Origin of the sequence: Nonlabens sp. (assembly GCF_965657255.1) — a bacterium.
GTDB lineage: Bacteria > Bacteroidota > Bacteroidia > Flavobacteriales > Flavobacteriaceae > Nonlabens.
Map to the genome: position 1 here is coordinate 1 of NZ_CBFHNM010000011.1, position 23,081 is coordinate 23,081.

Below are 23,081 nucleotides of genomic sequence, written 5' to 3' on the forward strand. Positions count from 1 at the left end.
AAGGAAACAAAATAGGCCTAGAAGGAAAACTAGTCACTAGACAATGGGAAGATAAGGAAGGTAAAAAGCAATACACTACAGAGGTGGTTTGTAATCAAGTGCTCCTGCTAGGCGGCAAGGCATAACTATTAAAAGACTCTTCAAAAAGGCAGTGATCCATTGATTACTGCCTTTTTTTATTTGCCACAAGTGTAGCTAATAAATCATTTTAAACTTAAGCGAGGCAAGTCATTCGTAAATCAAATACACTAGAAAAAAACTCTCCCTTCTGATCTAAGACTTTGTGAAATAGTGGTTCTAGTTTTGTTTATAAAGCTGGTGATGGTTATGTTTTCGAGAAAGCAGATTTACAACTAGCAATCAATATCATAAGCAATACTAGCAAATATTATCTTAAACTTTTGGAGTGTTGTGAACTCTATAATAGTATGCATTACTTTATGTATTTTAGACTTGCTTCTTTTGTGTTTTATTTGTGTTTGACAAGATCAGCTTCTTCAGTTTCTAATTCATTGTTAAACAAAAGAAGTGTTGTTTTTTGAATCGAAATATGAATTGATGATCTGCCTGTAGTTCTTTCAATTAAACGTATTTTTGCACGCTTAAAAAACCAAGCGTTATGCTCAACATCTTCAATAATTTTACAAAAAACCCTAAAGATGATATACTTGCAGGAATTACCGTTTCTCTAGCGATGATTCCAGAAGTTGTTGCCTTTGCATTTGTGGCTGGAATAGATCCATTAGTGGCTCTTTCTGGAGCATTTATAATTGGTTTAATTACGGCGCTTTTTGGTGGAAGACCAGGATTGATTTCTGGAGCAGCTGGAGCGGTTGCCGTAATTTTTATTGATCTTATAATTAAAGGTCATGAAAGAGGTATGGCATTTGAAACGCCAGTAGAAAATATGGGTTTTTATTACCTATTTGCTACCGTTATTCTTATGGGATTGATTCAAATTGTAGCTGGTGTATTTAAGGTTGGTAAATTTGTGCGTTTGATACCGCATCCAGTAATGATGGGGTTTGTGAATGGTCTGGCGATCGTTATTTTTCTGGCTCAGGTAAAAATGTTTACCCATAAGAACCTAAAAGTAGGAGCAGATGGCGTTAAAAAATACGTTTCTACTTACATGCAAGGAACAGAACTGTGGATCATGATAGGTCTGGTTGCTTTAACTATGGCAATTGTATGGTTGTTACCTAAATTAACTAAAAAGATTCCTGCAGCGCTTACCGCAATCCTAGCGACTACGGCTGTAGTTGTTTTTGGTAAAATGGAAGTAAGCACAGTAGGTTCTTATATTATAGAAGGTGGTGGGACAGGTTTAAAAGGAGAATTACCTACACCTAATTTAGAATTGTGGAACAACTTACCTTTAGTATACGATACTTTTATTTTTATTCTTCCTTATGCGTTTCTTGCTGCAGCAGTAGGACTCATTGAGTCTTTAATGACCATGAATCTGGTAGATGAGTTGACAGAAACTCGTGGTAGCGGTAATAGAGAATGTGTGGCTCAAGGAGCTGGAAATATTGTTAGCGGCCTTTTCGGTGGTACTGGTGGTTGTGGTATGATAGGGCAGACAGTTATAAATATTAATGCTGGTGGACGTGGTCGTTTATCTGGTGTAATGATGTCGGTTACTTTATTAACCTTCATCTTATTTACAGATAAATTAATTGAGCAAGTACCTATTGCTGCTTTGATAGGTGTGATGTTTATGATGGTTATTGAAACATTTGCCTGGTCCAGTTTTAGAATTTTACGTAAAATTCCTGTAGCAGATGCTGCGGTTCTTATCATCGTATCATTAGTAACGGTGTTTTTTGATCTGGCTATTGCTGTATTTGTAGGTGTGATAATTTCTGCTCTTGTGTTTGCATGGGAAAGTGCAAAACGTATTAGAGCTAGAAAAAGTATCAAAGAAGATGGTACAAAAGTGTATGAGATTTGGGGACCATTATTCTTTGGTTCGGTTACTGATTTTAATATGAAGTTTGATCCTAAAAATGATCCTGATAAAATAGAAATAGACTTTATAGAGGCGCGTGTGCAGGATCATTCTGGTATAGAAGCATTGCGCGGTGTGGTAAATAAATACTTGGACCTAGGGAAAGAAATTAAATTAACGCACTTAAGCCCAGAATGCAAAGAGCTTTTAATACGCAATAATCCAGAATTTGATACGATTATTGAATCCAGTATTGAAGATCCACGTTACCACATTGCCACCGATTTGCTGGATGCAGAGGTGTAAACTGAACGAACTTAAAAGAGAATCCTTAGGTGTAAAATATTAATCCATTAATTGGATTTTCTTTAGTGTTGTTTCTTTGATTACGTCATTTCTTAAATACGTTACGTTGATCGATTCAAGTCCTTTGTAAGTAGTGGAATTCCATATTTCGCAGGCATTGCTGTCGGTAATATTTTGATAATCAAATTCATTTATTGATAAAATAACGTCACCTAGTTTTAAGTCAATAGGATATTCTTTAATAATCCCTGTAACGACTGCCTTGTTTTCTTTTATTCTAAATTTAAAGCCAAAAGAGTTTTGCTCTGTCGTTTCAAAATCTTTTAACTTTTTAAGATAGATGTTTTGCGCCGTCCAGTCCATAATGATCTCGTACTTGTTCATGAAATCATTTCCTATTAGACCAGAGTGATCTAAATCTACTTTCTGTGCAGCCATTTCAATGTGGCCTATTCTCAAACTGTCTGCTTTAATGGATCTGATTTTGGTAGAGTCTACAGCTCCATAAAGGCCTACACCAGAATTTCCAATTATGGTATAACCAGTTGCGTTTTTAAAATCATCTAATCTTTTATTTACATCAATATGACCACCAAAACCGGTATCATAAGTAAACAAGGTTTCCTTTCCATTTACATGACCTCTTATATAGGGTGTTTTAGTTCCAGAAACTGCAAATGATAAAGTGTCCTTAAAGGTCGTTATATCATATTTAGATAGTTGATTACTTATGGTGATTTCTTTATTTTGATAGTCAAATTTCCAAAATGACTTGGCCATTTGGGTAGCACCTATAATCCCATCTATTTGCATACAATTAAATTCAAAGACATCTCTCATATCAGATACGATTGCTCCAGTATTATTATATATAAGATTTCCTATTTTCATTTCAGGAATGACAACTACTTCTTGAGTGTTAATTTGTCCTTGAGAGTCTTCTACTGCCACATAGTCTTCTGTTTCTATATTTAAATCTTTGTAAATGGTGCTAGATATAAGAGTAGGCGCGCCAGTATCTACTAGGAAAGTATATTTTTTGGAATTGATTTCTACGTCTATAAGTGCAAAGTTATAATCATAGTTAAAAGGAATAATTTCTTTATAATCAGTATTTGCGATCTTTCCTGCGTTCAATATTTTGTCTATACTACCGCAACCTATCAACAACAAAGCGATAATTAAAAAAAGAAATTTTTTCATGTAAAGGATTTAGAATTATAAAGATAGGTCAGATTGTAATTCCGCTTTCGCGAAAGCGGAACAATTCACATTTTTCTAACATCTAAAATCGCTATTTTTGAGAAAATACTTTTTACATGGATTTAGACTTCAATAAAAACGAAGATCATAATAAAATGCTGCTTTCTGATTTGAAAAGGAAGTTTGCCAAAGTTGCCCTAGGTGGTGGAAAATCACGTATTGAAAAACATCATGCCAAAGGTAAAATGACCGCTCGTGAGCGTATTGATTATTTACTCGATAATGCAGAAGATGCTATAGAAATAGGTGCATTTGCAGGTGATGGAATGTATGAAGAACACGGCGGCTGTCCTAGTGGTGGCGTAGTCGTTAAAATAGGTTACGTACAAGGACGTCAGGTAATCGTTGTAGCAAATGATGCAACGGTTAAAGCTGGTGCCTGGTTTCCTATAACAGGAAAGAAAAATTTAAGAGCTCAGGAAATCTCTATAGAAAATAGATTGCCTATTATTTATCTAGTAGATAGCGCAGGAGTTTACTTGCCTATGCAGGATGAGATTTTCCCTGATAAAGAACATTTCGGTCGTATTTTTAGAAACAATGCCGTGATGAGCAGTATGGGAATTACCCAAATTGCTGCTGTTATGGGAAGTTGTGTTGCTGGTGGTGCTTATTTACCTATCATGAGTGATGAAGCGCTTATAGTAGATAAAACAGGAAGTATTTTTCTAGCTGGATCGTATTTAGTTAAAGCAGCAATAGGAGAAAGTATCGATAATGAAACTTTAGGTGGTGCAACAACTCACTGTGAGATCAGTGGCGTGACAGATTATAAAGCAAAAGATGATAAAGACGCTCTAGATAAAATCAAAAAGATCTTTGACAAAATAGGCGATAGCGATAAAGCCGGATTCAATAGAGTAGAAGCAAAGAAGCCAGCGTTAGATCCAGAAGGATTGTTTGGTGCTTTACCTAGAGCTAGAAATGCTCAATACGATATGATGGAATTGATCAATCGTATGGTAGATGCAGACTCATTTGAAGCTTATAAAGATGGTTATGGGCAGACCTTAATTACTGGCTATGCTCGCATGGACGGCTGGGCTGTCGGTATTGTGGCTAACCAACGTAAAATTGTAAAAACCAAAAAAGGCGAAATGCAATTTGGTGGTGTGATTTATAGCGATAGTGCTGATAAGGCGACACGATTTATAGCCAACTGTAATCAGAAGAAAATACCACTAGTATTTTTACAAGACGTTACTGGTTTTATGGTGGGATCTAAGTCAGAACATGGTGGTATCATCAAAGACGGCGCAAAAATGGTAAATGCTGTTTCTAACAGTGTAGTCCCTAAATTTACTGTGGTTATAGGAAACAGTTATGGTGCAGGAAATTATGCCATGTGCGGTAAAGCATATGATCCACGATTGATTTTTGCATGGCCTACTGCAGAACTTGCTGTAATGTCAGGTAACAGTGCTGCAAAAGTTTTGATGCAAATAGAAAAAGCAAGTTTGGAAAAGTCAGGTAAGAAACTGACTAAAGAAGAAGAAGAGGAATTGTTTGCCAAAACAAAAGATCGTTATGATAAACAGGTTTCTCCCTATTATGCAGCGTCTAGAATATGGACAGATGCGATAATTGATCCTCGTGATACGAGAAAATGGATTTCTATGGGAATAGAAGCTGCTAACCATGCACCTATAACCAAAGATTTTAATCTAGGAGTGATACAAACTTGATCGCTCTGCTCATAAAATAAAAACAAAACTAAAATCAAAATCAAAATTTGAACTTGAAGAATTAATTTTTAAATCCCTTATCGCTAGCGATAAGGGATTTTGTTTTCTCTTAAACATAGATATATGGTAAGATGATGGTTTAATGAGCAGCTGCAGATAAGCATGAGCTATAAACTGATTATCGATTTTATAATTCAATACATGAACCACAATTAGAAAGATAGATAGGGATTTATTTAATATCCTTATTTTAGTTTCTTATTCAATATCTTTCTAATGTTTGTCAAAAAACTTTTCAAAAGATTACTTTTCATTGTGCTCGCAAGTTATTTGCTAATTTGTGGCTTACTTTATTTCTATCAAGAAAGCTTATTGTTTTTTCCTGAAAAATTAGAAGAAGACTTTACGTTTGAATTTAAAAATAAATTCATAGAAAAAGATATCATTACAAGCACAGGAAACACTATCAATACGCTACATTTCAAACAAGAAAATTCTAAAGGAGTGATTTTCTACTTGCATGGAAATGGTGGTAGTTTAAAATCTGTAGGAAATGTATCAGAGCATTTTTTACCGTTGGGTTATGACGTTTTTATGCTAGATTATGCTGGTTATGGTAAAAGCAGTAATGAGATTACTAATCAACAAGAATGGTTTGAAGATGTTCAATTTGTTTATGATGATTTAAAAATGAACTATGAAGAGGATCAAATAATAGTTATAGGTTATTCTATTGGTACAGGTGTAGCATCTTTTATTGCATCTCAAAATGACCCAAGCCATTTGATATTACATGCTCCTTATTATAATATGACAGATATGATGCAACGCAATTATCCTTTTATTCCTACATTTATTTTAAGATATGAGCTTGCTACAAATGAGTATTTAAAAGATTGTAATATGCCCGTTCATATATTTCATGGAGAAGATGATCAAGTCATTCCAGTAGAATCTTCTGTAATGCTCAGTAAAGAGTTCAATATTCCGTTTACTAAACTAGAAAACCAAGGACATAATAATATGGCTGGTAATCCTTTAGCTTTAGAGCAATTAAATAAGATCTTAAATGAATAGAAAAAAGTACATTTATTTTGCCTTATTGGTTTTGATTGGGTTATTAATTTATAAAGCAGTTACTTTTTTTGCATTAGATGAAGATAGGATCAATGCGGTGTATCTTGTTCCTAAAGATGCCGTGTTTTTCATGGAAATGGACGAGCCATTGCGCAATATGAAAACCCTTGCCGAAAGTGAAATATTGGATCATCTTCAAACTAACGATGCCATTCATAAAATGAGTGTAAAGCTCAATGTTGTCGACTCTATTTTTCAGTCAGAAACCAGTTTGTTTGAACTCATAGGGAATCGCGATGTAATTATAAGCGCGCACATGATAAAGAGAGATGACTATGCATTTTTATACGTAGTTGACATGCAAAAGCTCTCGCAACTTAACCTACTTAAAAACAATATAAATCAGGTTCTTAGAAGTGATTTTAAAGTCACTAAACGCTTTTATAAGGAAGTGGAAATAACAGAAGTTACTGATCAAGACACCTTTGAGGTTTTATCATTAGCTTTTATAAAAAATCAAATGATAGCCAGTTACACACATACTCTGGTAGAAAAAAGTATAGAAGAGTTTCAATCACCCAATATAGGTCGCAGCCTGCAATTTCTAGAAATTCAACGAGAAGTAAAGAAAAATGATCTGTTCCGTTTTTATTTAAATCACAAATATTTGACTTCTTATTATAAAGCCTTTTCAAACGAAGAAAGCGCAATTATAAGTATGTTAGAAAAGCATTTTAGCTTCTCTGGTTTTCGTGTAGACGTTGATAGCGACAGACTGTTACTTGCCAGCGGTTACACAAATGGTGACCCTATTGTACAAAATTTAATTACAGCATTGTATAATTCTGGAACTGGTTCTATGAATGCTACGAGTATATTACCTAGGGAAACAGCACTTTATGTTGGTTTTGGCTTTGATGATTTCTCTTCTTTACACCATAATTTTTATACCCTATTAGCTGATCAACAGATAGAAATGGTTCAAGAATATGAAGCTGGTAGAAATCAGATTGAAAAATTATTAGATATCAATTTAGAGCGTGATTTTTACGATTGGATGGATGATGAACTCGCTTTCGCGAAAGCGGATGCCCCAAACATATCTGAAAAAGAAGGACTAGCGATATTGATTAAAACAAACGATGTTGAGATTGCGCGAGAACGACTGAAATTTGTGGAAGAGCAAATCAGGAAGAAATCACCTGTAAAATTCAAAGAAGTTGACTATCGAGGATATAAAATCAATTACTTAGAAATAAAAGGTTTTTTCAAATTGATCATCGGTTCTTTATTTGAGAACATTGAAAAACCATATTATACTATCATAGATGATTACGTAATTTTCAGTAATTCTCCTAAAACATTGAAGTTATTCATAGACAGTTATGAAGCAGAAGAAACTTTAGAAAACGACGAATATTTTCAAGAGTTTAGAGAAGAATTCAGTTCTAAAAGTAACGTGTTTTTATATGTGGATACTAACAAATTAAGCAACGCATCTTCAAAATTTCTCACAGCCGATTCTCGTCGAAAACTAGAACAAAACGAGGCGTTTTTCTCTCAATTCACACAGATAGGTCTAGAGCTGAAAGCAAGTGAAAATTTCTTTGAATCAAAAGCTGCTATTCATTATGATCGCGATTATGATTATGAGGCCATCTTATTAGAAGAACGTACTAAAGACATGCCTTTAGACTTAGTAACCATTAAAAAAGAAGAAATAAGTAAGGAAACTATTTTTGATATTCCAGACATTTTTCCCGATGATTTCACTGCAAATTTCTATGAAAAGAAATATAATAACGGTAGAACAAAAATGAAAGTTTACCTTAAAAATGGTATTCCAGATGGACGTTATAAGGAGTACTATTTTGACGGTCAGTTAAAAATATCTGGACGTTTTGATGAAGGTGAAAAAGATGGCAGGTGGAAAGCTTATTTAAGAGATGGTAAATTGTATCACAAAGAAAGGTTTTAATACAACTCCTAATTATAGAAATGTCAACTTGAGAACTGTTTGTTATAATTTTATATACTCGTTGTCAAACTCCTTTGTTAGTTTACATATCTGCGTCATGTTCGTCGCCTAACTGTTTTCCTATCAACAAAGAGAAGAGGCTTTTCATTCCATTTAATCGGCAAAAAAAATTAATACAACGGAAATTTTATAAGAGTGCTATTTCTATACTTAGAAATGGAATTACACAAGAACTACTTTCTTTCCTCGCGTTTTTCTTGAATACGCTTTTTAAAATTACGTTTTTTACGATCTTTTATGCTTCCTTGTTTTCCTTTATTCCAAAACAAAAAAATTACAAAGGCAAGTAAAACGCCGCCTATATAAATCCAGTCTTTATATTCACTTAAGATTTCCATGGTCTATTTCTAGTATCTGTTTCAATCACACCATCACGCAGTCTAATAACGCGATGCGCGTGTTCTGCAATGTCCTCTTCGTGTGTAACGAGAATCACGGTATTACCATCTGCATGGATCTTATCAAATAGAGCCATGATTTCCACTCCAGTTTTTGAATCTAGGTTTCCGGTAGGTTCATCTGCTAGGATAATAGAAGGATTATTGACTAAAGCTCTTCCTACAGCAACACGCTGGCGCTGTCCTCCAGATAGCTGGTTAGGTTGATGATCCATACGGTCATTAAGTCCTACACTTGTTAATACTTCTTCAGCTCTTGCTTTGCGATCTTTTTTAGACTTTCCAGCATAGATCATAGGTAAAGCAACGTTGTCTAGCGCAGTGGTTCTAGGTAAGAGGTTAAAAGTTTGAAAAACAAAACCTATTTCAGTATTTCTAATATCGGCTAGTTGATCGTCACTTAAGCTAGAAACGTCAGTTCCGTTTAGTTTATAACTACCTGCTGTAGGAGTATCCAGACATCCCAAAAGATTCATTAAAGTAGATTTACCAGAACCAGAAGGTCCCATAAACGCAATGTAATCTCCTTTTTTAATATCAAGATCTATTCCTTTCAATACATGAACAGTTTCTGATCCTAGTTTAAAATCACGTATAATATTGCGTACTTCGATGACATTTTCACTCATGGAACTAAGGTATGAATTTTTGATTTATACGTATGACGACGAGATCGCTTTTTAGTTACAGATTAAGAGTAAAAGTAAATTCAAAATCAATTTAAATTTCGAATTCGATTTCAAATTCGAGTTCTTAAAGCTTCACATAAAACCTTTCTTGCAATTGTTCTTTTCTAAAGAATACCATACCAAAATCAAAACAATCCACGCTTGCGGTTACTTTAGAATGTTTACAAATCTCATTCCACGCACGAGTCATGTCTTCAGACCAATAAATATCATCAAAAACTACAACCGTATCATTATGAACTCTATCTAAAATACTTTCAAAATATTGAAGAGTGGCCTCTCCACTGTGATGTCCGTCTATGAAAATGAGATCGTATTTTGTACGATCCTCCTTTCTTGTTTCAAAGAAATTTTTAAAGGTAGAATGAACAGTATATACATTTTTCAAACCTTCTTTTACTAGTGCTTTTTTAGCCAATTCATAAATGGATGCACTGCCTTCTACAGTGGTGATTTTTGCCTGCGGTCTTGCAGTAGCCATAGCATGAGTAGCAATACCTAATGAAGTTCCTAATTCTAGAACTTGGTTTACTTTAAAATAAGTACACAACCGATACAAAAGTTGCGCGTCTTTTTCAGTACTACAATTGTGTTTTAGAATATCTTTTACCGCACGTAGGTTTGTTTTAAGAACACGACTTCCTGCGCCGTGATCTTCTATGTTTAGAATAAGTTTAGAGTTTTTTATGCTATTGCGAAAGCGAGATAATTTCTCATAACCTTCATATAATTGATTATCACGCAAGCACTTTTTTTCTAGTTGAAAAATAAATGGTGAATGAATCCCATGCAAATGAAATGACTTGATTAGGTGTAAGAAATAAGAAAATACTAGATGAAACAAAACTCGATTTTAAGAGTTACAAAGATGCCTCAAAAATTCATTATTTAAGATTTGGCTTCTATGTTTTCTATTAAATCTTCTATAATCGATGTAGATTCTCCACTGCGTGAGGCTAGTTTTCTGGCTCTTTTGGCAGTTTTTAAAGCACTTTTGGTTTCCTTCATTTTGAAAAGTAAGTGCGCTTTAGTTTCTAGATTAGATGTGTTTTCTTCTAATTCTATAGAACGATTAATGAGTGTTAATGCGCATTTAAGGTCTTTAGGGTCTGCAAGATTTTGGTAAATTTTCCAGCTTAATTCGTTTAATTGATGCGTGTTATACCACAGTTTTTCTAGGTTCTTTTTGATCAAATTTTCATGTGCACCTTCAACTATATCATATTTTGATGGTTTGCCTCTATAGGGTAAAAGATCGCCATTCACCTGCATACGATCATAACGTTCTATCATTTTAACCATATCTGCACGTCGCATCACACTACCGCTATGACCTAATTTGACACCATTTTTAATAAAAAAGTAAGTAGGAATCGAGTTCACACGTAATATATCATCAGTAAGATTATCGTCTGTATTCATTTTATAAATACTAACATTAAGTGTTTCATCGTTTGCGATAGACTTTATGGTAGGCGCCATAACGCGACATGGACCACACCATGGCGCAGTAAAGTAGAGCACCTTTATCTGGTCATCCTTTACCATTACGGTTTCTTCCATGGTGGTATCTGTCACATATTCTTGTGCTTTTAGATAGTTAAAAAATAAAAGTGAAAAAGTAATTATAAATAGAATGCGCATGTGCCGTTTTTTGTTGTTGAACTAACTAATTTTATGCCAGTATTGTTGTAGGGTTATATTACTTTCAATTATATTGATAATTGAATTAGGTGTTGATCTCGCTTTCGCGAAAGCGAGACAAATATAATCTTCAATTCTCACAAAATAGTTCTTAAAAGAAAGGAGTTCCTGCTCTTTTTGATATCGATTAATACTAATAAATGAACAATAGAAAAGAACAACTAGCCGCTATAGATCGACTGTTAACCATCATGGATGAATTGCGCGAGCAGTGTCCATGGGACAAAAAGCAAACACTGGAATCACTGCGACACCTCACCATTGAAGAAACGTATGAATTAGGAGATGCCATACTTGATAAGGATATGGAAGAGATTCCTAAGGAATTGGGTGATTTATTGCTGCATATTGTTTTTTATGCTAAAATAGGTTCTGAAACCAATCATTTTGATATCGCAAGTGTAGCTAACGGTATTTGTGATAAATTAATTTCACGCCATCCACATATCTATAGCGATGTAGTGGTTAAAGATGAAGAAGAAGTAAAGGCCAACTGGGAAGCGCTGAAATTGAAAGAAGGTAAAAAAAGCGTTCTAGAAGGTGTTCCTAGATCACTACCAGCACTAGTAAAAAGCCAGCGTATACAAGATAAAGTTGCTGGAGTAGGTTTTGACTGGGAAAAGCCAGAACAAGTAAAGGAAAAACTGGAAGAAGAACTTGCCGAGTTACAGGTAGAAATAGAAGCAGGAGATAAGGACAAAATAGAGGCCGAATTTGGTGATGTCCTTTTTTCACTTGTCAATTATGGAAAACATCTAGGCGTGAATCCAGAAGATGCGCTAGAACGAACGAACAAAAAATTCATCAAGCGTTTTCAATATCTAGAAGGTAAAGCCAAAGAATTAGGCAAAGAGCTGCGCGACATGACACTGGCAGAAATGGATGTGTTTTGGGAAGAGGCTAAGAAGGTTTAGTACAATGGAAGTTGCTAAGAAATCAATAGGACAAAAGATTCTTTCTATGTTTTGAAATGGAGCAACAAACTCTAATCTAGTTCAGGTGTTAGACCTAACATTACATAAAAACAGCCTGATAAAAGACCAGATTCAATGATCTTTTATCAGGCTGCTTCTTGCTTTCTCTCTAATTTTTAATTGAAATACTTTTAATTATAGAATCTGATTTCGTTTTGAAGTAATATAAAATGCATGAAGAACTCCTGGGAAAAAAAATAAGATAGTTAATATTATATTGATAGCCAAATCGTTGTGAATACCTCTTTTTCTAAAAACACTTATAGGTGGTAGAAATAGATTTAAAAAGATAGTTAATGGTTTCATTGCTTTTTTTACAAATTTACAAATAACTTGTTTTATGATACATAAATTGACCTTAAAAGAGTCTTTAAATTAGATTAAAAGTTTATTAATTACGATTATCTACGTGATTTATAAAGTATTCATAATTATTATTTGTTAACTTAAAATAGCATGATGTTGAGTTGTAACTAGTTGTAAAAAATTAAAATAGTTCATTTTTTACGCTGGTATTATTACCAATAATTTATAAATGAAATTAACGGTATTTGGAGTAAAGAAATTACTACATATCGTGCTTGTTACAAGCTTATGTGTAAACTCTTAAACAATTATAATGACAAATTATTTCTCTATGAATTATGGAAAAGTTTTCATTCCTAGTGGATCAAATAACGATTATGCTTTATATAGTCCTATGGAAAATTGGTCATTACTTTTATAAACGCAATTTAAAACCGATGTTACATAAACATCGGTTTTTGTTTGCTAAAGCTATTTAATAACTATTTTGCTGTAACATAAAAAGCGTGAATCATTCCTGGAATTCCACCCAAAAGAGTTAGAATAATGTTGATGATAAAGTCTTTACTTATTCCTTTATTCAAGGCTACGCTTACTGGTGGTAAAAAGATGTTTAAAATAATAGTTAGTATGCTCATATTATAATTGTAGTTTATTTAAAAATAAAAAAAAGAGTAAATAACTTTCTTAAATTATAATCAATTGTTTAAATTTTATGTCAAATACTTTATTTTTTAGTACTTAATTCAGGAATTGAGTTACTTATTAAAAAAACATTCAATAATTTAAGAAAGATATAAAAATCTAATTATAAATAGGTTGGTGTTCCATGTTTAGGTATCGCTTACGCGAAAGCGGCAATAAAAAAAGCCTTTTAATCGAATAGATCAAAAGGCTTTAGACTTTATAATAACATAATAAATTAGATCCCAGTAAAAGTACTAGGTGTAATCACTCTCATTTCTGCCTTAATATCCTCACTGATTTCAAGAGTCTCTATGAAGGCTGCAATACTTTTCCCTGTGATTTTTTCGTTGGTTCGAGTTAATTCTTTTAAAGCTTCATAAGGATTAGGATAGGCTTCACGTCTTAAAATCGTTTGAATAGCTTCTGCTACAACTGCCCAATTATTCTCTAAATCTTCTGCTATTTTTGATTCATTAAGCAGCAATTTACCTAAACCTTTATTAGTAGCCTTAAAAGCGATAATGGTATGTGCTAAAGGAACTCCTACATTTCTTAATACGGTAGAGTCTGTTAAATCTCTTTGTAGTCTAGAGATAGGAAGTTTTGCAGAAAGATGTTCAAAAAGTGCATTTGCAATTCCTAAATTTCCTTCAGAATTTTCAAAGTCAATAGGGTTTACTTTATGCGGCATAGCACTAGAACCTATCTCACCAGCTTTTATTTTTTGCTTGAAATAATCCATAGATATATAGGTCCAGATGTCTCTATCTAAGTCTATAAATATGGTGTTGATCCTTTTTAAATTATCAAAAAGAGCAGCCATATGGTCATAATGCTCGATTTGAGTGGTTGGGAAACTATGTTTTAAGCCTAAACGATTTTCTACAAAGTCTTCTCCAAATTGTTGCCAGTTTACTTCAGGAAAAGCCACGTGATGTGCGTTGTAATTTCCTGTTGCTCCGCCAAATTTTGCTGCATGATGGACCTGTTCTAGCATGTTCATTTGCTCTTCAATACGCACTACAAAAACATAGAATTCTTTTCCTAATCGAGTAGGAGAGGCTGGTTGTCCATGCGTGCGAGCTAATAGAGGAATGTCTTTCCATTCATTGGCTAGTTTATAAATAGCATCGCGTACTTCTTCTAGTTCTGGCAGATACACATTTTCTATGGCATCTTTTATTGAAAGCGGAATAGCCGTATTATTAATATCCTGTGAGGTAAGACCAAAATGTATAAATTCTTTGTGAGCTGATAACCCTAATGCATCAAACTGCTCTTTTAGAAAGTACTCTACCGCTTTAACGTCATGGTTGGTTACCTTTTCAATATCTTTAATTGCCTGTGCATTCTCGTCATTAAATTTGCGGTACAAATCTCTTAATTGTTCCTGCGTCTGTTCTGGTAAAGGCTGCAGTTGTTTAATTCCGCTTTCGCTTAAAGCGATAAAATATTCTACCTCTACGAGAACACGATAACGTATTAAAGCAGATTCAGAAAAATAATTTGCAAGAGGCTCGACTTTAGAACGGTAACGACCGTCGATAGGAGAAATGGCTTGTAAAGCAGTAGGCATAGATTATGACTTTAAAGCGCGCTAAATTACGCTTTTAAAAGCAAAAAATAGCTCTTACAATGCGATATTAATTTACTAACGACTATTTACTTTTTCTACACCTTTAATTTTTAAAAGTGTGTTAGATCCACAAGATCGATAACCTTTGGGGTCATCGTTAAGAATACTTTCAATTAATGGGGTAAGCGTTGGATAGATCCATTCAAATTCTTTCCCTAATTCATACAGAGTAAGAGTAGACCACGCAAGATTTGCAGTCTTATCTGGATGATCCATCATTTCTTGAAAACAGCCTTCTACAATTTGTTCTCTGATACTTCTTTGAAAATAAGTGCTTAATTGATCTGTCGTAGCACTTTTGTTTTTAGAAACCTTATAAAATTTCTTGACTAATATGCTACTTATTTTAGTAAGTGATCGCATCCCAGAAGAGTTAATAGAAAGTGTAAATAAGGTAGCGATTTCTTTGATATACGGATAACAATCTTTTTCATACAACAAAAACGATTGTTCCAGAATCCAGCAGGCTTGATGAGAAACGCCACTTTCTGGGTGACAAAGTGCTATCAAATCTGGTAATAAATTATTTTTAACCACGGCTTTACCTAGATCAACTCTTTCTTTTTTGTAAGCCTTGAGTATTTGAAGTTGTTGTTTTAGATCTTTAACGGTTATCAAGTCGTACATAGAAATTCAAAACTTGATTTAATAGTCTAAAGTACTTGTTTTCATACAGTCATCGATACTTTCACCATTATTTGCACAAATCCATTCACCATCTACTAGCTGTCCTTGAAATTCTGGACCGCAATTCGTGCAAATAACAGTCTTATCACTCAGTTGGAAACCATCTTTAAATGATGATATAACCTTACCAGTAAAGGCATTTTTTTTAGTGGTGTTTGCAACTAGAACCAGGTAATCTTCATTAGAAGAATTATCTCGTAAGGTTTTAATAGAAATCTCTTTCACTTTCTGCTCGTAGAAAACATCATCCACAAGAACTGGATTCATGGTTTCATTCCAGTCTTTCTTTAATTGTTCCATGTCCACTTCATTTCCTTTAAAATCATAGAAAGCAATGGACTCTAAATCAGAAAAATCTTTTTGATGGTTATCACAACTGATGATAAAAACACTTATCAACAATAGGAAAATAGTAGTTCTCATTTTTTTTTTGTTTAAAGTTAAGAAAGAATTTATCTCCATTCTATTTATCTTGAAAGAAAGGATAACGTTTCATAAAAGGATAGTCAAATTTGTTGAGGTCTACTATTCCATATTCAGCCTCTTTATTTTCACAAACAGCGACGACTGCTTGATCGTATACTATTAATTCAATTTTATCTTTATCTAATCTCCATACTGGTTTTTCGGCCGTTTTGTCATTGACCCATATTTCTTTATAAACAGATGATACCGCAAGATTTTCTTCATTACAAACTGCATTCTTTTCATTTGTTATGGTGAGAAATACGTATATCGTTTTGGTCATGTCTTTTGGGTTTTCTTGAACGCCGTTAGTCCATTCTGCAGAACATAGAAACTTACCTTCTTTAATCTTATTTTCTGATGATACTGACTTTTTTTGATTACAACTTATGATACATAAACTGAAGAATACTAGTGGTAAACATTTCATAATCAGTGATTTTTATAAAAATAGGAAAAAAATTTTACTTCTCAAAAACTCAATAAATCCACCACCATTTGAACTCCTTTACCTGCTTTTTCTTTTATTACAGTTAATCTGCCAGAAGAATCTAATGCTGGTGCTGGATCAACAAAATAGATAGGTGCATGGCTAGGCGCATAATCTTTTAATCCAGCTGCTGGATAAACTTGCATGGAGGTTCCTACTATCAGTAGCACATCTGCTTTTGAAACGATTTCTATCGCACGATCCATTTCTGGAACTTCTTCACCGAACCATACAATGTGTGGTCGCAATTGCGATCCGTCGGCACTTTTATCACCTAAATTGATATCACCGTCACATTCTTGAATTTCTAGTGCATTTTTTGAACTGCGTGCTTTTTTAAGTTCGCCATGAAGGTGGATCACTTTAGACGATCCAGCGCGCTCATGCAGGTCATCTACATTTTGTGTAATGATATTCACATTATAATTGCGTTCCAGTCCTGCGATGCAAAAATGAGCTTCATTAGGAGATACTTCTTTCAATTGTGCACGTCTTTTGTTGTAAAAATCCAGTACCAAAGAAGGATTTGCAGCATAACCTTCTGGTGAGGCCACTTCCATAATGTCATGTCCTTCCCAAAGTCCGCCAGCATCTCTAAAAGTTGCGATGCCACTTTCAGCACTGACTCCAGCACCAGTTAAAACGACTAGATTTTTCATTTCTAAAATTTTGAATTTAAAAATAGTAGATTTTATATAGATAGAGAAGGTTTTTAACCGATTCCGCTCTACAGCGCAATGACAGGTCACAATTCGTTCAAAGTTTTTAACTTTAAATAAGAGTAAAGGTTTGTGGTGGTTCCGCTTTCGCGAAAGCGTACATATAACTATCTTTACCGACCTTAAAAAGCACCCATTTTATGAAAGTTTCTTACAACTGGATCAAACAATTTATCAACGTACCAGAAGCACTAGAAGAACACACTGCATTGTTAACTTCTTTAGGCCTAGAAGTAGAAGGTGTAGAAAAGTTTGAAAGTGTAAAAGGTGGACTAGAAGGAATAGTTGTAGGTTATGTAGAGTCTTGCGAGCAACATACTAATGCAGATAAATTAAAAGTAACTAAAGTAAATATAGGGACAGAAACGGTGCAAATCGTTTGTGGTGCGCCTAATGTTGCAGCTGGACAAAAAGTGCCTGTTGCCACGGTAGGAACAACTCTTTATGATGACAAAGGAGAAGCCTGGAAGATTAAAAAAGGGAAAATACGCGGTGAAGAAAGCCATGGAATGATCTGTGCTGAAGACGAACTAGGTCTAGGAAGTTCTCATGCAGGAATTATGGTGTTAGATAAAGATCTAGAAATAGGTATGCCGTTAAAAGAAGTTGTATCGATAGAAAGCGATCATGTTATTGAGATAGGTTTAACGCCTAATCGATCTGATGCGATGTCGCACATGGGTGTGGCTCGTGATTTGCGTGCAGGACTAGCAATACATGCAGATCCTGTAGAGTTTATAACACCATCAGTAAGTGGTTTTCATGTAGTTAATCGTTCTTCTAGAGTAGATATAGAAGTAGAAAATACAGATCTTGCACCTCGTTATTGTGGTGTAACTATTTCTGGAATAAGTGTTAAAGAATCACCAGAGTGGATCAAGAATAGACTAAAAGCAATAGGGATTGCTCCTAAAAATAATGTTGTTGATGTTACCAATTATGTGATGCATGAACTAGGACAACCACTTCACGCTTTTGATTTAAAGGCTATAAGCGGTAATAAAATCATCGTTAAAACATTACCTAAAAATACTCTATTCACAACACTAGATGGGATAGAGCACCAGCTTCATGAAGATGATTTGATGATTTGTGATACGGAGAAGCCTTTATGCATTGCAGGAGTTTATGGTGGTTTAAATAGTGGTGTGACAGAAGCAACAACTTCCATATTTTTAGAAAGTGCTTACTTTAATCCGGTAAGCGTGCGTAAAACTGCAAAAAGACACAACTTCAATACAGATGCTTCTTTTAGATTTGAGCGTGGTATTGATCCTAATATTACAGAATACGCATTGAAACGCGCCGCTTTGTTGATTCAAGAAACCGGTGGCGGAGATATTTCTAGTGATATTTCTGATTTGTATTCTCAAAAAATAGAAGATGAGCAAGTGTTTTTACCTTTTGCAAAAGTCAACAGCCTTATAGGTCAAGAGATTCCAAAAGAAGAAATTAAGAGTATTCTTAGAACATTAGATATAAATGTGAATAATGTTACAGAGTCCGGTTTGGGATTAACGATTCCAGCCTATAGGAATGATGTAACACGACCAGTCGATGTAATAGAAGAGATTTTGAGGGTTTATGGGTATGACCGTATTGAGAGTGCTTCAAAATTAAATGCTACTATTGCCAAATCTTCAAAACTTGAGAACAATAGATTACAAAATATAGTGGCTCAGCAACTGGTAGGACAAGGTTTTTTAGAGATGATGGCAAACAGCCTTACATCAGAAAAAAACCATATGCTTACAGAGCAAATCTCGCCTAAAAATGAGGTGCGTATGTTGAATCCTTTGAGTAGTGATCTTGCTGTAATGCGACAAAGTTTAATTTATGGTGGTCTAGAGGCCATTGCTCATAACTTGAACAGAAAGCAAGAGAATTTACGATTGTTTGAATTCGGTAGTTCTTATCATCAATATCAAGAACGTCAGTTTACAGAAAACAAACATTTAAGTATTATTACTGCAGGTAATACAAGTGATCAAACATGGAACAGCGCAACGCAACCAGCCGATTTCTTTTATTTAAAAGGAGCTGTAATTGCTGTTTTAAAACGATTAGGGATTCATACAGTAAATGAACAACCTACTAAATTGGATTTTTTAAGTGAAGGAATTGCCCTAAGCAGTGGTGTAAAAATTGCCGATTTAGGTGTTGTTAAAAAGAAGGTGGCTAAAAGTTTTGGAGTAGAAGTAACTGTTCATTTTGCAAATATTTACTGGAGTGAGATTTTAAAAATCGTTTCTAAAGAACATGCTCCAGTAAAAGAGATTCCTAAATTTCCAGAAGTGAGTAGAGATTTTGCCTTACTTGTTGATGATATAGTAAGTTTTAAGCAATTAAGGGAAATAGCACTTAATTCTGAAAAGAAGATTTTGAAATCTGTACAGTTGTTTGATGTCTATGAAGGTGGTAAGTTACCTAAAGGTAAGAAGTCTTATGCGTTAAACTTTACGCTTCAGGATACCAATAAAACACTAACAGATAAACAAATTGATAAGACCATGAATAAGATACAGCAGCAATTAGAGAATCAAGCTGGTGCGGTTTTGAGGTAGTTTATACTTTATGTTTAAAGAGTTTGAAACTTCTTTGAACCTTGTTTTTAAGCAATATTTGACTAACAATTATTGGTGTGAATTTCTTTGTGTATAAATGATTAGATCGTTTTCACTTTTATATTATTCTGGATTAAGATAGATTGATATCTCGATTTCATGAAAGCAGAAAAAAATTAACACAGCTATTTTGAAATAATTAGTACAACTTTACGACATAGCCTATGTAGAGGTTCATAGTTTTACTTCAATCTCTTAATTTTATCTCTTTCAAACTCATAGAATTATTATGTGGAATCGTACCAATATTGAAGACAAACTCCAGAAATCAAAAGCCAAAGCTTTCAAAGGTAGTGATATTCTGGAACAGGTGACGGCAATTCTTAAAGAAGAGAATCGCAAGGAAGACGAGATCATGCTGCGCATGAAGAGTCCACAGAAGCCTACGCCGCGCAATCATTTTAATATTGATTTATTAGAAACAGATCGTATTTATCATGTGGATCAAATTAAAGATATATGTATCACTTATCGATTAAGATTTTTAGATACCAAATATTTTAAGAATGAGATTCCTTATGAAGCTTTAATGAAGATTAAAGAGATGGAGAAAGAACATGATATTACCATGCGTGGTTTTAAAATAGTTGCTCCTTCCAAAATGTTCAAACTTGAAGATGCAGACGATCCTTTACTTTTTGCACCTATAGGAAACGGTTACTTTTATTTAATTCATAAATGGGGTAATGATTTAAGTCCTGGAAGAAAATTATGGGCATGGAGTTTTAAGAGCTTTGAAAATTTAATTTTTTCTACTGTACTGGTTAGTTTGCTGGCTGCTTATTTAATTCCTAATGGATTATTTGCTAAAAATCCTACAGGAGTAGAATTTCTTCTGATTTTCTTTTTTACATTTAAATCTATTGCAAGCATGGTGTTGTATTACTCTTTTGCCGCAGGTAAAAATTTTAATACAGCCATCTGGAATTCAAAATATTTTAATGCTTAAGTCATTTCCCTAATTTTAAAGCATTATTGAAAGCGCTCCTCATTTTATTATGAAGGAGCGCTTTTTATTTGTTGTTATCCTGATTTTAAATATTTGTTATAAATGGAATAATTCTAAAGCAGCAGATAAAAAATACACTTAAGGATGGAAGAAAGAAACAAATGGTACAATCATGATATCAGTCTAGGTTTTCTTCTATTTATCATTTCCCTTTAGAAATATATGGTTTATATAGAAGTGAAACAATTCCTAGAGTATGGAAGAATACGGTTTACAGCTCTTTAGTTCTTGTTGTTTTTATTTTCTTAATTATTTTTATTCTAAACTTCTTTTGCGTTACAAAGGTTAATACGACGTTCTCTTTAAAATATTTAAGCTAGATCTTATAATTCAATTATCTTTGAATCTTAAAATATTCTTATGTCAGGTAGAAAAAGAAATCCAATTTTAGGCGGTATAATGGCCCTTATATTTATTGGTTTAGGAAGTTGGAGGTTATACGATTATTACATCTTGAACAAACCACTAGAGATAACATCGATAGTTTTAGGTTATGGAGCAGTCGCTTACGGTTTATTTCTAGTCTATACCATAATTACTCAAAAAAATGGCTGATCAAGACACCAATAAACGCACCTATACCTTATTACTTTCCATAGCTTTTGTAGGAATAGGGTCATGGAAGTTGTACGAGCGTTTTTACCAAGAGCAAGAGGTAGAAACCTATCAATGGATTCTTGCTACTGGTTTAGTGATTCTAGGAGTTTATCAATTGATAGGATTAAGAAAGAAGTAATTAGTAAAATAATTGCCATTTAAAATACTAGCGTTTGATAATTTTCTCAATATTTGTGCAAACACACACATTAAAAAAAAATCGGCTATCAAATTAATTTGATAGCCGATTTTTTAATTTATCTAGTATCTAGGATTAAAACCCTTGCTTTATCGCCGCCATCTTGATCGCTGCAACAGCAGCTTCACTTCCTTTATTTCCATGAATGCCACCACTACGGGCAACAGATTGTGCATGAGTATCGTCTGTTAAAACACAAAAGATAACAGGAACTCGAGATTTATTGAGATTCAAGTCTTTAATACCGCTGGTAACACCTTGACAAACAAAATCAAAATGAGCTGTTTCACCACGTATAACATTACCTATCGCGATGATAGCATCTAGTCCTTTACGCAATTTACTATCCTTAACTGGATAACTAGAATATTGCATGTTCTTACAGCCATAAATCAATTCAAAAGACCCAGGAACATCCATTCGGAAGATGCGCTCTTCATCTACGCCACAATCCAATAAAGTCTCGTGTGCGCCTTTAAAAAGATTTTCAGTAATATCATCATTCCATTCAGAAACAACAATACCTATACGCATATCACTAGCGTCTGGAAGACTATTCTTGTCGTAATGCGATAAATCTTTTCCTACCGTCGCCATAAGTACTTAGTTAGAAGCTGCTTTTGCCTGACCTAAGAGAACTTGAGAAGTTTTAAATTCTTCAGCATCTGGATAATTTTCTTCAATTCTTTCTAAAGCAGTTATCGCTGTAGAATTATCACCAGTCGTAAGAGCTACCTGTGCAGCTTTAAGAAGATATCTAGGCGTAGAGAATTCATTTACGTTAGCATCTGCCGCATCCATGTAATAAGAAATAGCATCACCAGCTTGTCCAGCTTGAACTAGTGCGTCGCCTATACCAGCTTTTGCGATCGCCGTTAAAACAGAGTCTCCGCCATCATAAGCTTTCAAATAGTCTATAGCTTTTTGAAGTTGATCACCGCCTATATTTAAGTAAGCCATTCCGGCCTGGTAAGTAGCAAGATTTCCAGCGTCAGTACCTTTATACTCTTCAGCAATTTTTATTAGTCCGTATTTTCCATTAGCACCTTCTAGTGCGATGGTGTATAAAGAATCTTTTTCTGCACCTGTAGAATTAAGAGCTAGATCATAATATTTATTAGCTTCAGTAGCTTCTTCTACAGCAACCATTTCTTGCGGTTCCATGATAAATTGATTGTAAGCCCATGCGGCAACAGCTCCTACAGCTATTATGGCAACTATAATCACTAGAGCCTTTTGGTTTTTTTCTAAAAACTGCTCCGTCTTATTTGCACCTTCATCTAGGGTACTAAATACTTCTGCCGTTGTAGATTCAGAATCGTCAAAAAGGTCTTCTTTTTCTTCCTTTTCTGGTTTCGTCTTCGGTTTGTATCCTCTTTTGTTATAAGTAGCCATATTGTTTTTTAATTGATCGCGCAAAAATATAATTTTTATCTATATATAAAAACAGGTTAAAGCTTTATTCTCTGCCATTTGTTAGGTTAAATTTGCATTTTATTCATTTAGATGGTTTTTGTTCCGCTTTCGCGAAAGCAAAATAAACACAAACCTCTGTAAAATAATTAGTTACTTTA

The 23,081-nt window shown here is 34.0% G+C and carries 24 protein-coding genes; 10 read left to right on the forward strand and 14 right to left on the reverse strand.

The features are described 5' to 3' along the window. Nucleotides 1-11 precede the first annotated feature (11 nt). Together ACTF54_RS11625 and ACTF54_RS11630 are read left to right on the forward strand one after the other, a co-directional pair. Nucleotides 12-125 (forward strand): single-stranded DNA-binding protein, encoded by a 114-nt coding sequence (locus ACTF54_RS11625; RefSeq protein ID WP_438969453.1) that lies wholly within the window; start codon nt 12-14, stop codon nt 123-125. 494 nt (nt 126-619) lie between these two features. Continuing rightward, on the forward strand, nt 620-2,260 hold the full coding sequence (locus ACTF54_RS11630) for a SulP family inorganic anion transporter (protein WP_438969403.1): 1,641 nt from the start codon (nt 620-622) through the stop codon (nt 2,258-2,260). 39 nt (nt 2,261-2,299) lie between these two features. Here ACTF54_RS11630 and ACTF54_RS11635 read toward each other — a convergent pair whose 3' ends face one another. Then, nucleotides 2,300-3,463 carry an aspartyl protease family protein gene (locus tag ACTF54_RS11635; RefSeq protein WP_438969404.1) on the reverse strand — a complete coding sequence of 388 codons (1,164 nt, stop codon included), beginning with the start codon at nt 3,461-3,463 and terminating at the stop codon, nt 2,300-2,302. Nucleotides 3,464-3,579: 116 nt separating this feature from the next. Between ACTF54_RS11635 and ACTF54_RS11640 the strand changes: the two genes are divergently transcribed. From ACTF54_RS11640 to ACTF54_RS11650, 3 genes are all read left to right on the forward strand, one after another. Continuing rightward, nucleotides 3,580-5,208: an acyl-CoA carboxylase subunit beta gene (locus tag ACTF54_RS11640; RefSeq protein ID WP_438969405.1), complete on the forward strand. Its 1,629-nt coding sequence runs from the start codon at nt 3,580-3,582 to the stop codon at nt 5,206-5,208. Between the two features lie 276 nt (nt 5,209-5,484). After that, a complete protein-coding gene (locus ACTF54_RS11645; protein WP_438969406.1) occupies nt 5,485-6,285 on the forward strand; it encodes an alpha/beta hydrolase in 801 nt (266 codons plus the stop codon). Continuing rightward, entirely contained in the window at nt 6,278-8,263 is a 1,986-nt protein-coding gene (locus tag ACTF54_RS11650; RefSeq protein WP_438969407.1) for a DUF3352 domain-containing protein, read from the forward strand. Before ACTF54_RS11645 ends, ACTF54_RS11650 begins: the two co-directional genes overlap by 8 nt. Nucleotides 8,264-8,496: 233 nt before the next feature. Here ACTF54_RS11650 and ACTF54_RS11655 read toward each other — a convergent pair whose 3' ends face one another. The 4 genes from ACTF54_RS11655 to ACTF54_RS11670 all read right to left on the reverse strand — a co-directional run bounded on the left by ACTF54_RS11655 (nt 8,497) and on the right by ACTF54_RS11670 (nt 11,054). Beyond that, the gene (locus ACTF54_RS11655) at nt 8,497-8,661 is read right to left on the reverse strand and encodes a hypothetical protein (RefSeq protein WP_347196970.1); all 165 of its coding nucleotides are present in this window, start codon (nt 8,659-8,661) and stop codon (nt 8,497-8,499) included. Continuing rightward, a complete protein-coding gene (locus ACTF54_RS11660; RefSeq protein ID WP_347196969.1) occupies nt 8,649-9,350 on the reverse strand; it encodes an ABC transporter ATP-binding protein in 702 nt (233 codons plus the stop codon). The genes ACTF54_RS11655 and ACTF54_RS11660 overlap by 13 nt, the downstream gene beginning before the upstream one ends. A 124-nt stretch (nt 9,351-9,474) precedes the next feature. After that, nucleotides 9,475-10,155: an O-methyltransferase gene (locus ACTF54_RS11665; protein WP_347196968.1), complete on the reverse strand. Its 681-nt coding sequence runs from the start codon at nt 10,153-10,155 to the stop codon at nt 9,475-9,477. Nucleotides 10,156-10,298: 143 nt separating this feature from the next. Continuing rightward, the gene (locus ACTF54_RS11670; protein ID WP_347202085.1) at nt 10,299-11,054 is read right to left on the reverse strand and encodes a thioredoxin family protein; all 756 of its coding nucleotides are present in this window, start codon (nt 11,052-11,054) and stop codon (nt 10,299-10,301) included. A gap of 200 nt (nt 11,055-11,254) precedes the next feature. Here ACTF54_RS11670 and mazG point away from each other — a divergent pair, with 200 nt between their 5' ends. Then, nucleotides 11,255-12,028 carry a nucleoside triphosphate pyrophosphohydrolase gene (mazG, locus tag ACTF54_RS11675; RefSeq protein WP_347196966.1) on the forward strand — a complete coding sequence of 258 codons (774 nt, stop codon included), beginning with the start codon at nt 11,255-11,257 and terminating at the stop codon, nt 12,026-12,028. Nucleotides 12,029-12,223: 195 nt separating this feature from the next. On the opposite strand, the gene ACTF54_RS11680 is transcribed toward mazG, so the two are convergent. The 7 genes from ACTF54_RS11680 to ACTF54_RS11710 form a co-directional block, all read right to left on the reverse strand. Further along, nucleotides 12,224-12,394 (reverse strand): YqaE/Pmp3 family membrane protein, encoded by a 171-nt coding sequence (locus ACTF54_RS11680; RefSeq protein ID WP_438969408.1) that lies wholly within the window; start codon nt 12,392-12,394, stop codon nt 12,224-12,226. Between the two features lie 482 nt (nt 12,395-12,876). Further along, on the reverse strand, nt 12,877-13,032 hold the full coding sequence (locus ACTF54_RS11685) for a YqaE/Pmp3 family membrane protein (RefSeq protein WP_347196964.1): 156 nt from the start codon (nt 13,030-13,032) through the stop codon (nt 12,877-12,879). A 284-nt stretch (nt 13,033-13,316) separates the two neighbouring features. After that, entirely contained in the window at nt 13,317-14,657 is a 1,341-nt protein-coding gene (purB, locus tag ACTF54_RS11690) for an adenylosuccinate lyase (RefSeq protein ID WP_347196963.1), read from the reverse strand. 75 nt (nt 14,658-14,732) lie between these two features. Then, nucleotides 14,733-15,344: an adenylosuccinate lyase gene (locus tag ACTF54_RS11695; protein WP_347196962.1), complete on the reverse strand. Its 612-nt coding sequence runs from the start codon at nt 15,342-15,344 to the stop codon at nt 14,733-14,735. 18 nt (nt 15,345-15,362) lie between these two features. Beyond that, nucleotides 15,363-15,827 carry a hypothetical protein gene (locus ACTF54_RS11700; protein ID WP_347196961.1) on the reverse strand — a complete coding sequence of 155 codons (465 nt, stop codon included), beginning with the start codon at nt 15,825-15,827 and terminating at the stop codon, nt 15,363-15,365. 40 nt (nt 15,828-15,867) lie between these two features. Further along, complete coding sequence (locus ACTF54_RS11705) at nt 15,868-16,299, reverse strand: hypothetical protein (protein WP_438969409.1); 432 nt, start codon at nt 16,297-16,299, stop codon at nt 15,868-15,870. 41 nt (nt 16,300-16,340) lie between these two features. Further along, a complete protein-coding gene (locus ACTF54_RS11710) occupies nt 16,341-17,018 on the reverse strand; it encodes an SIR2 family NAD-dependent protein deacylase (protein ID WP_438969410.1) in 678 nt (225 codons plus the stop codon). Nucleotides 17,019-17,218: 200 nt separating this feature from the next. Here ACTF54_RS11710 and pheT point away from each other — a divergent pair, with 200 nt between their 5' ends. From pheT to ACTF54_RS11730, 4 genes are all read left to right on the forward strand, one after another. Continuing rightward, nucleotides 17,219-19,642, forward strand: a complete 2,424-nt coding sequence (pheT, locus tag ACTF54_RS11715) for a phenylalanine--tRNA ligase subunit beta (RefSeq protein ID WP_438969411.1) — start codon at nt 17,219-17,221, stop codon at nt 19,640-19,642. A 289-nt stretch (nt 19,643-19,931) separates the two neighbouring features. Continuing rightward, entirely contained in the window at nt 19,932-20,651 is a 720-nt protein-coding gene (locus ACTF54_RS11720) for a hypothetical protein (protein WP_347196957.1), read from the forward strand. 420 nt (nt 20,652-21,071) lie between these two features. Continuing rightward, nucleotides 21,072-21,266, forward strand: a complete 195-nt coding sequence (locus ACTF54_RS11725) for a hypothetical protein (RefSeq protein WP_438969412.1) — start codon at nt 21,072-21,074, stop codon at nt 21,264-21,266. Next, complete coding sequence (locus ACTF54_RS11730; RefSeq protein ID WP_347196955.1) at nt 21,259-21,447, forward strand: hypothetical protein; 189 nt, start codon at nt 21,259-21,261, stop codon at nt 21,445-21,447. Before ACTF54_RS11725 ends, ACTF54_RS11730 begins: the two co-directional genes overlap by 8 nt. 135 nt (nt 21,448-21,582) lie before the next feature. On the opposite strand, the gene ribH is transcribed toward ACTF54_RS11730, so the two are convergent. After that, entirely contained in the window at nt 21,583-22,104 is a 522-nt protein-coding gene (ribH, locus tag ACTF54_RS11735) for a 6,7-dimethyl-8-ribityllumazine synthase (RefSeq protein WP_347196954.1), read from the reverse strand. A gap of 6 nt (nt 22,105-22,110) precedes the next feature. After that, on the reverse strand, nt 22,111-22,926 hold the full coding sequence (locus tag ACTF54_RS11740) for a tetratricopeptide repeat protein (protein WP_347196953.1): 816 nt from the start codon (nt 22,924-22,926) through the stop codon (nt 22,111-22,113). Between the last annotated feature and the right edge of the window lie 155 nt (nt 22,927-23,081).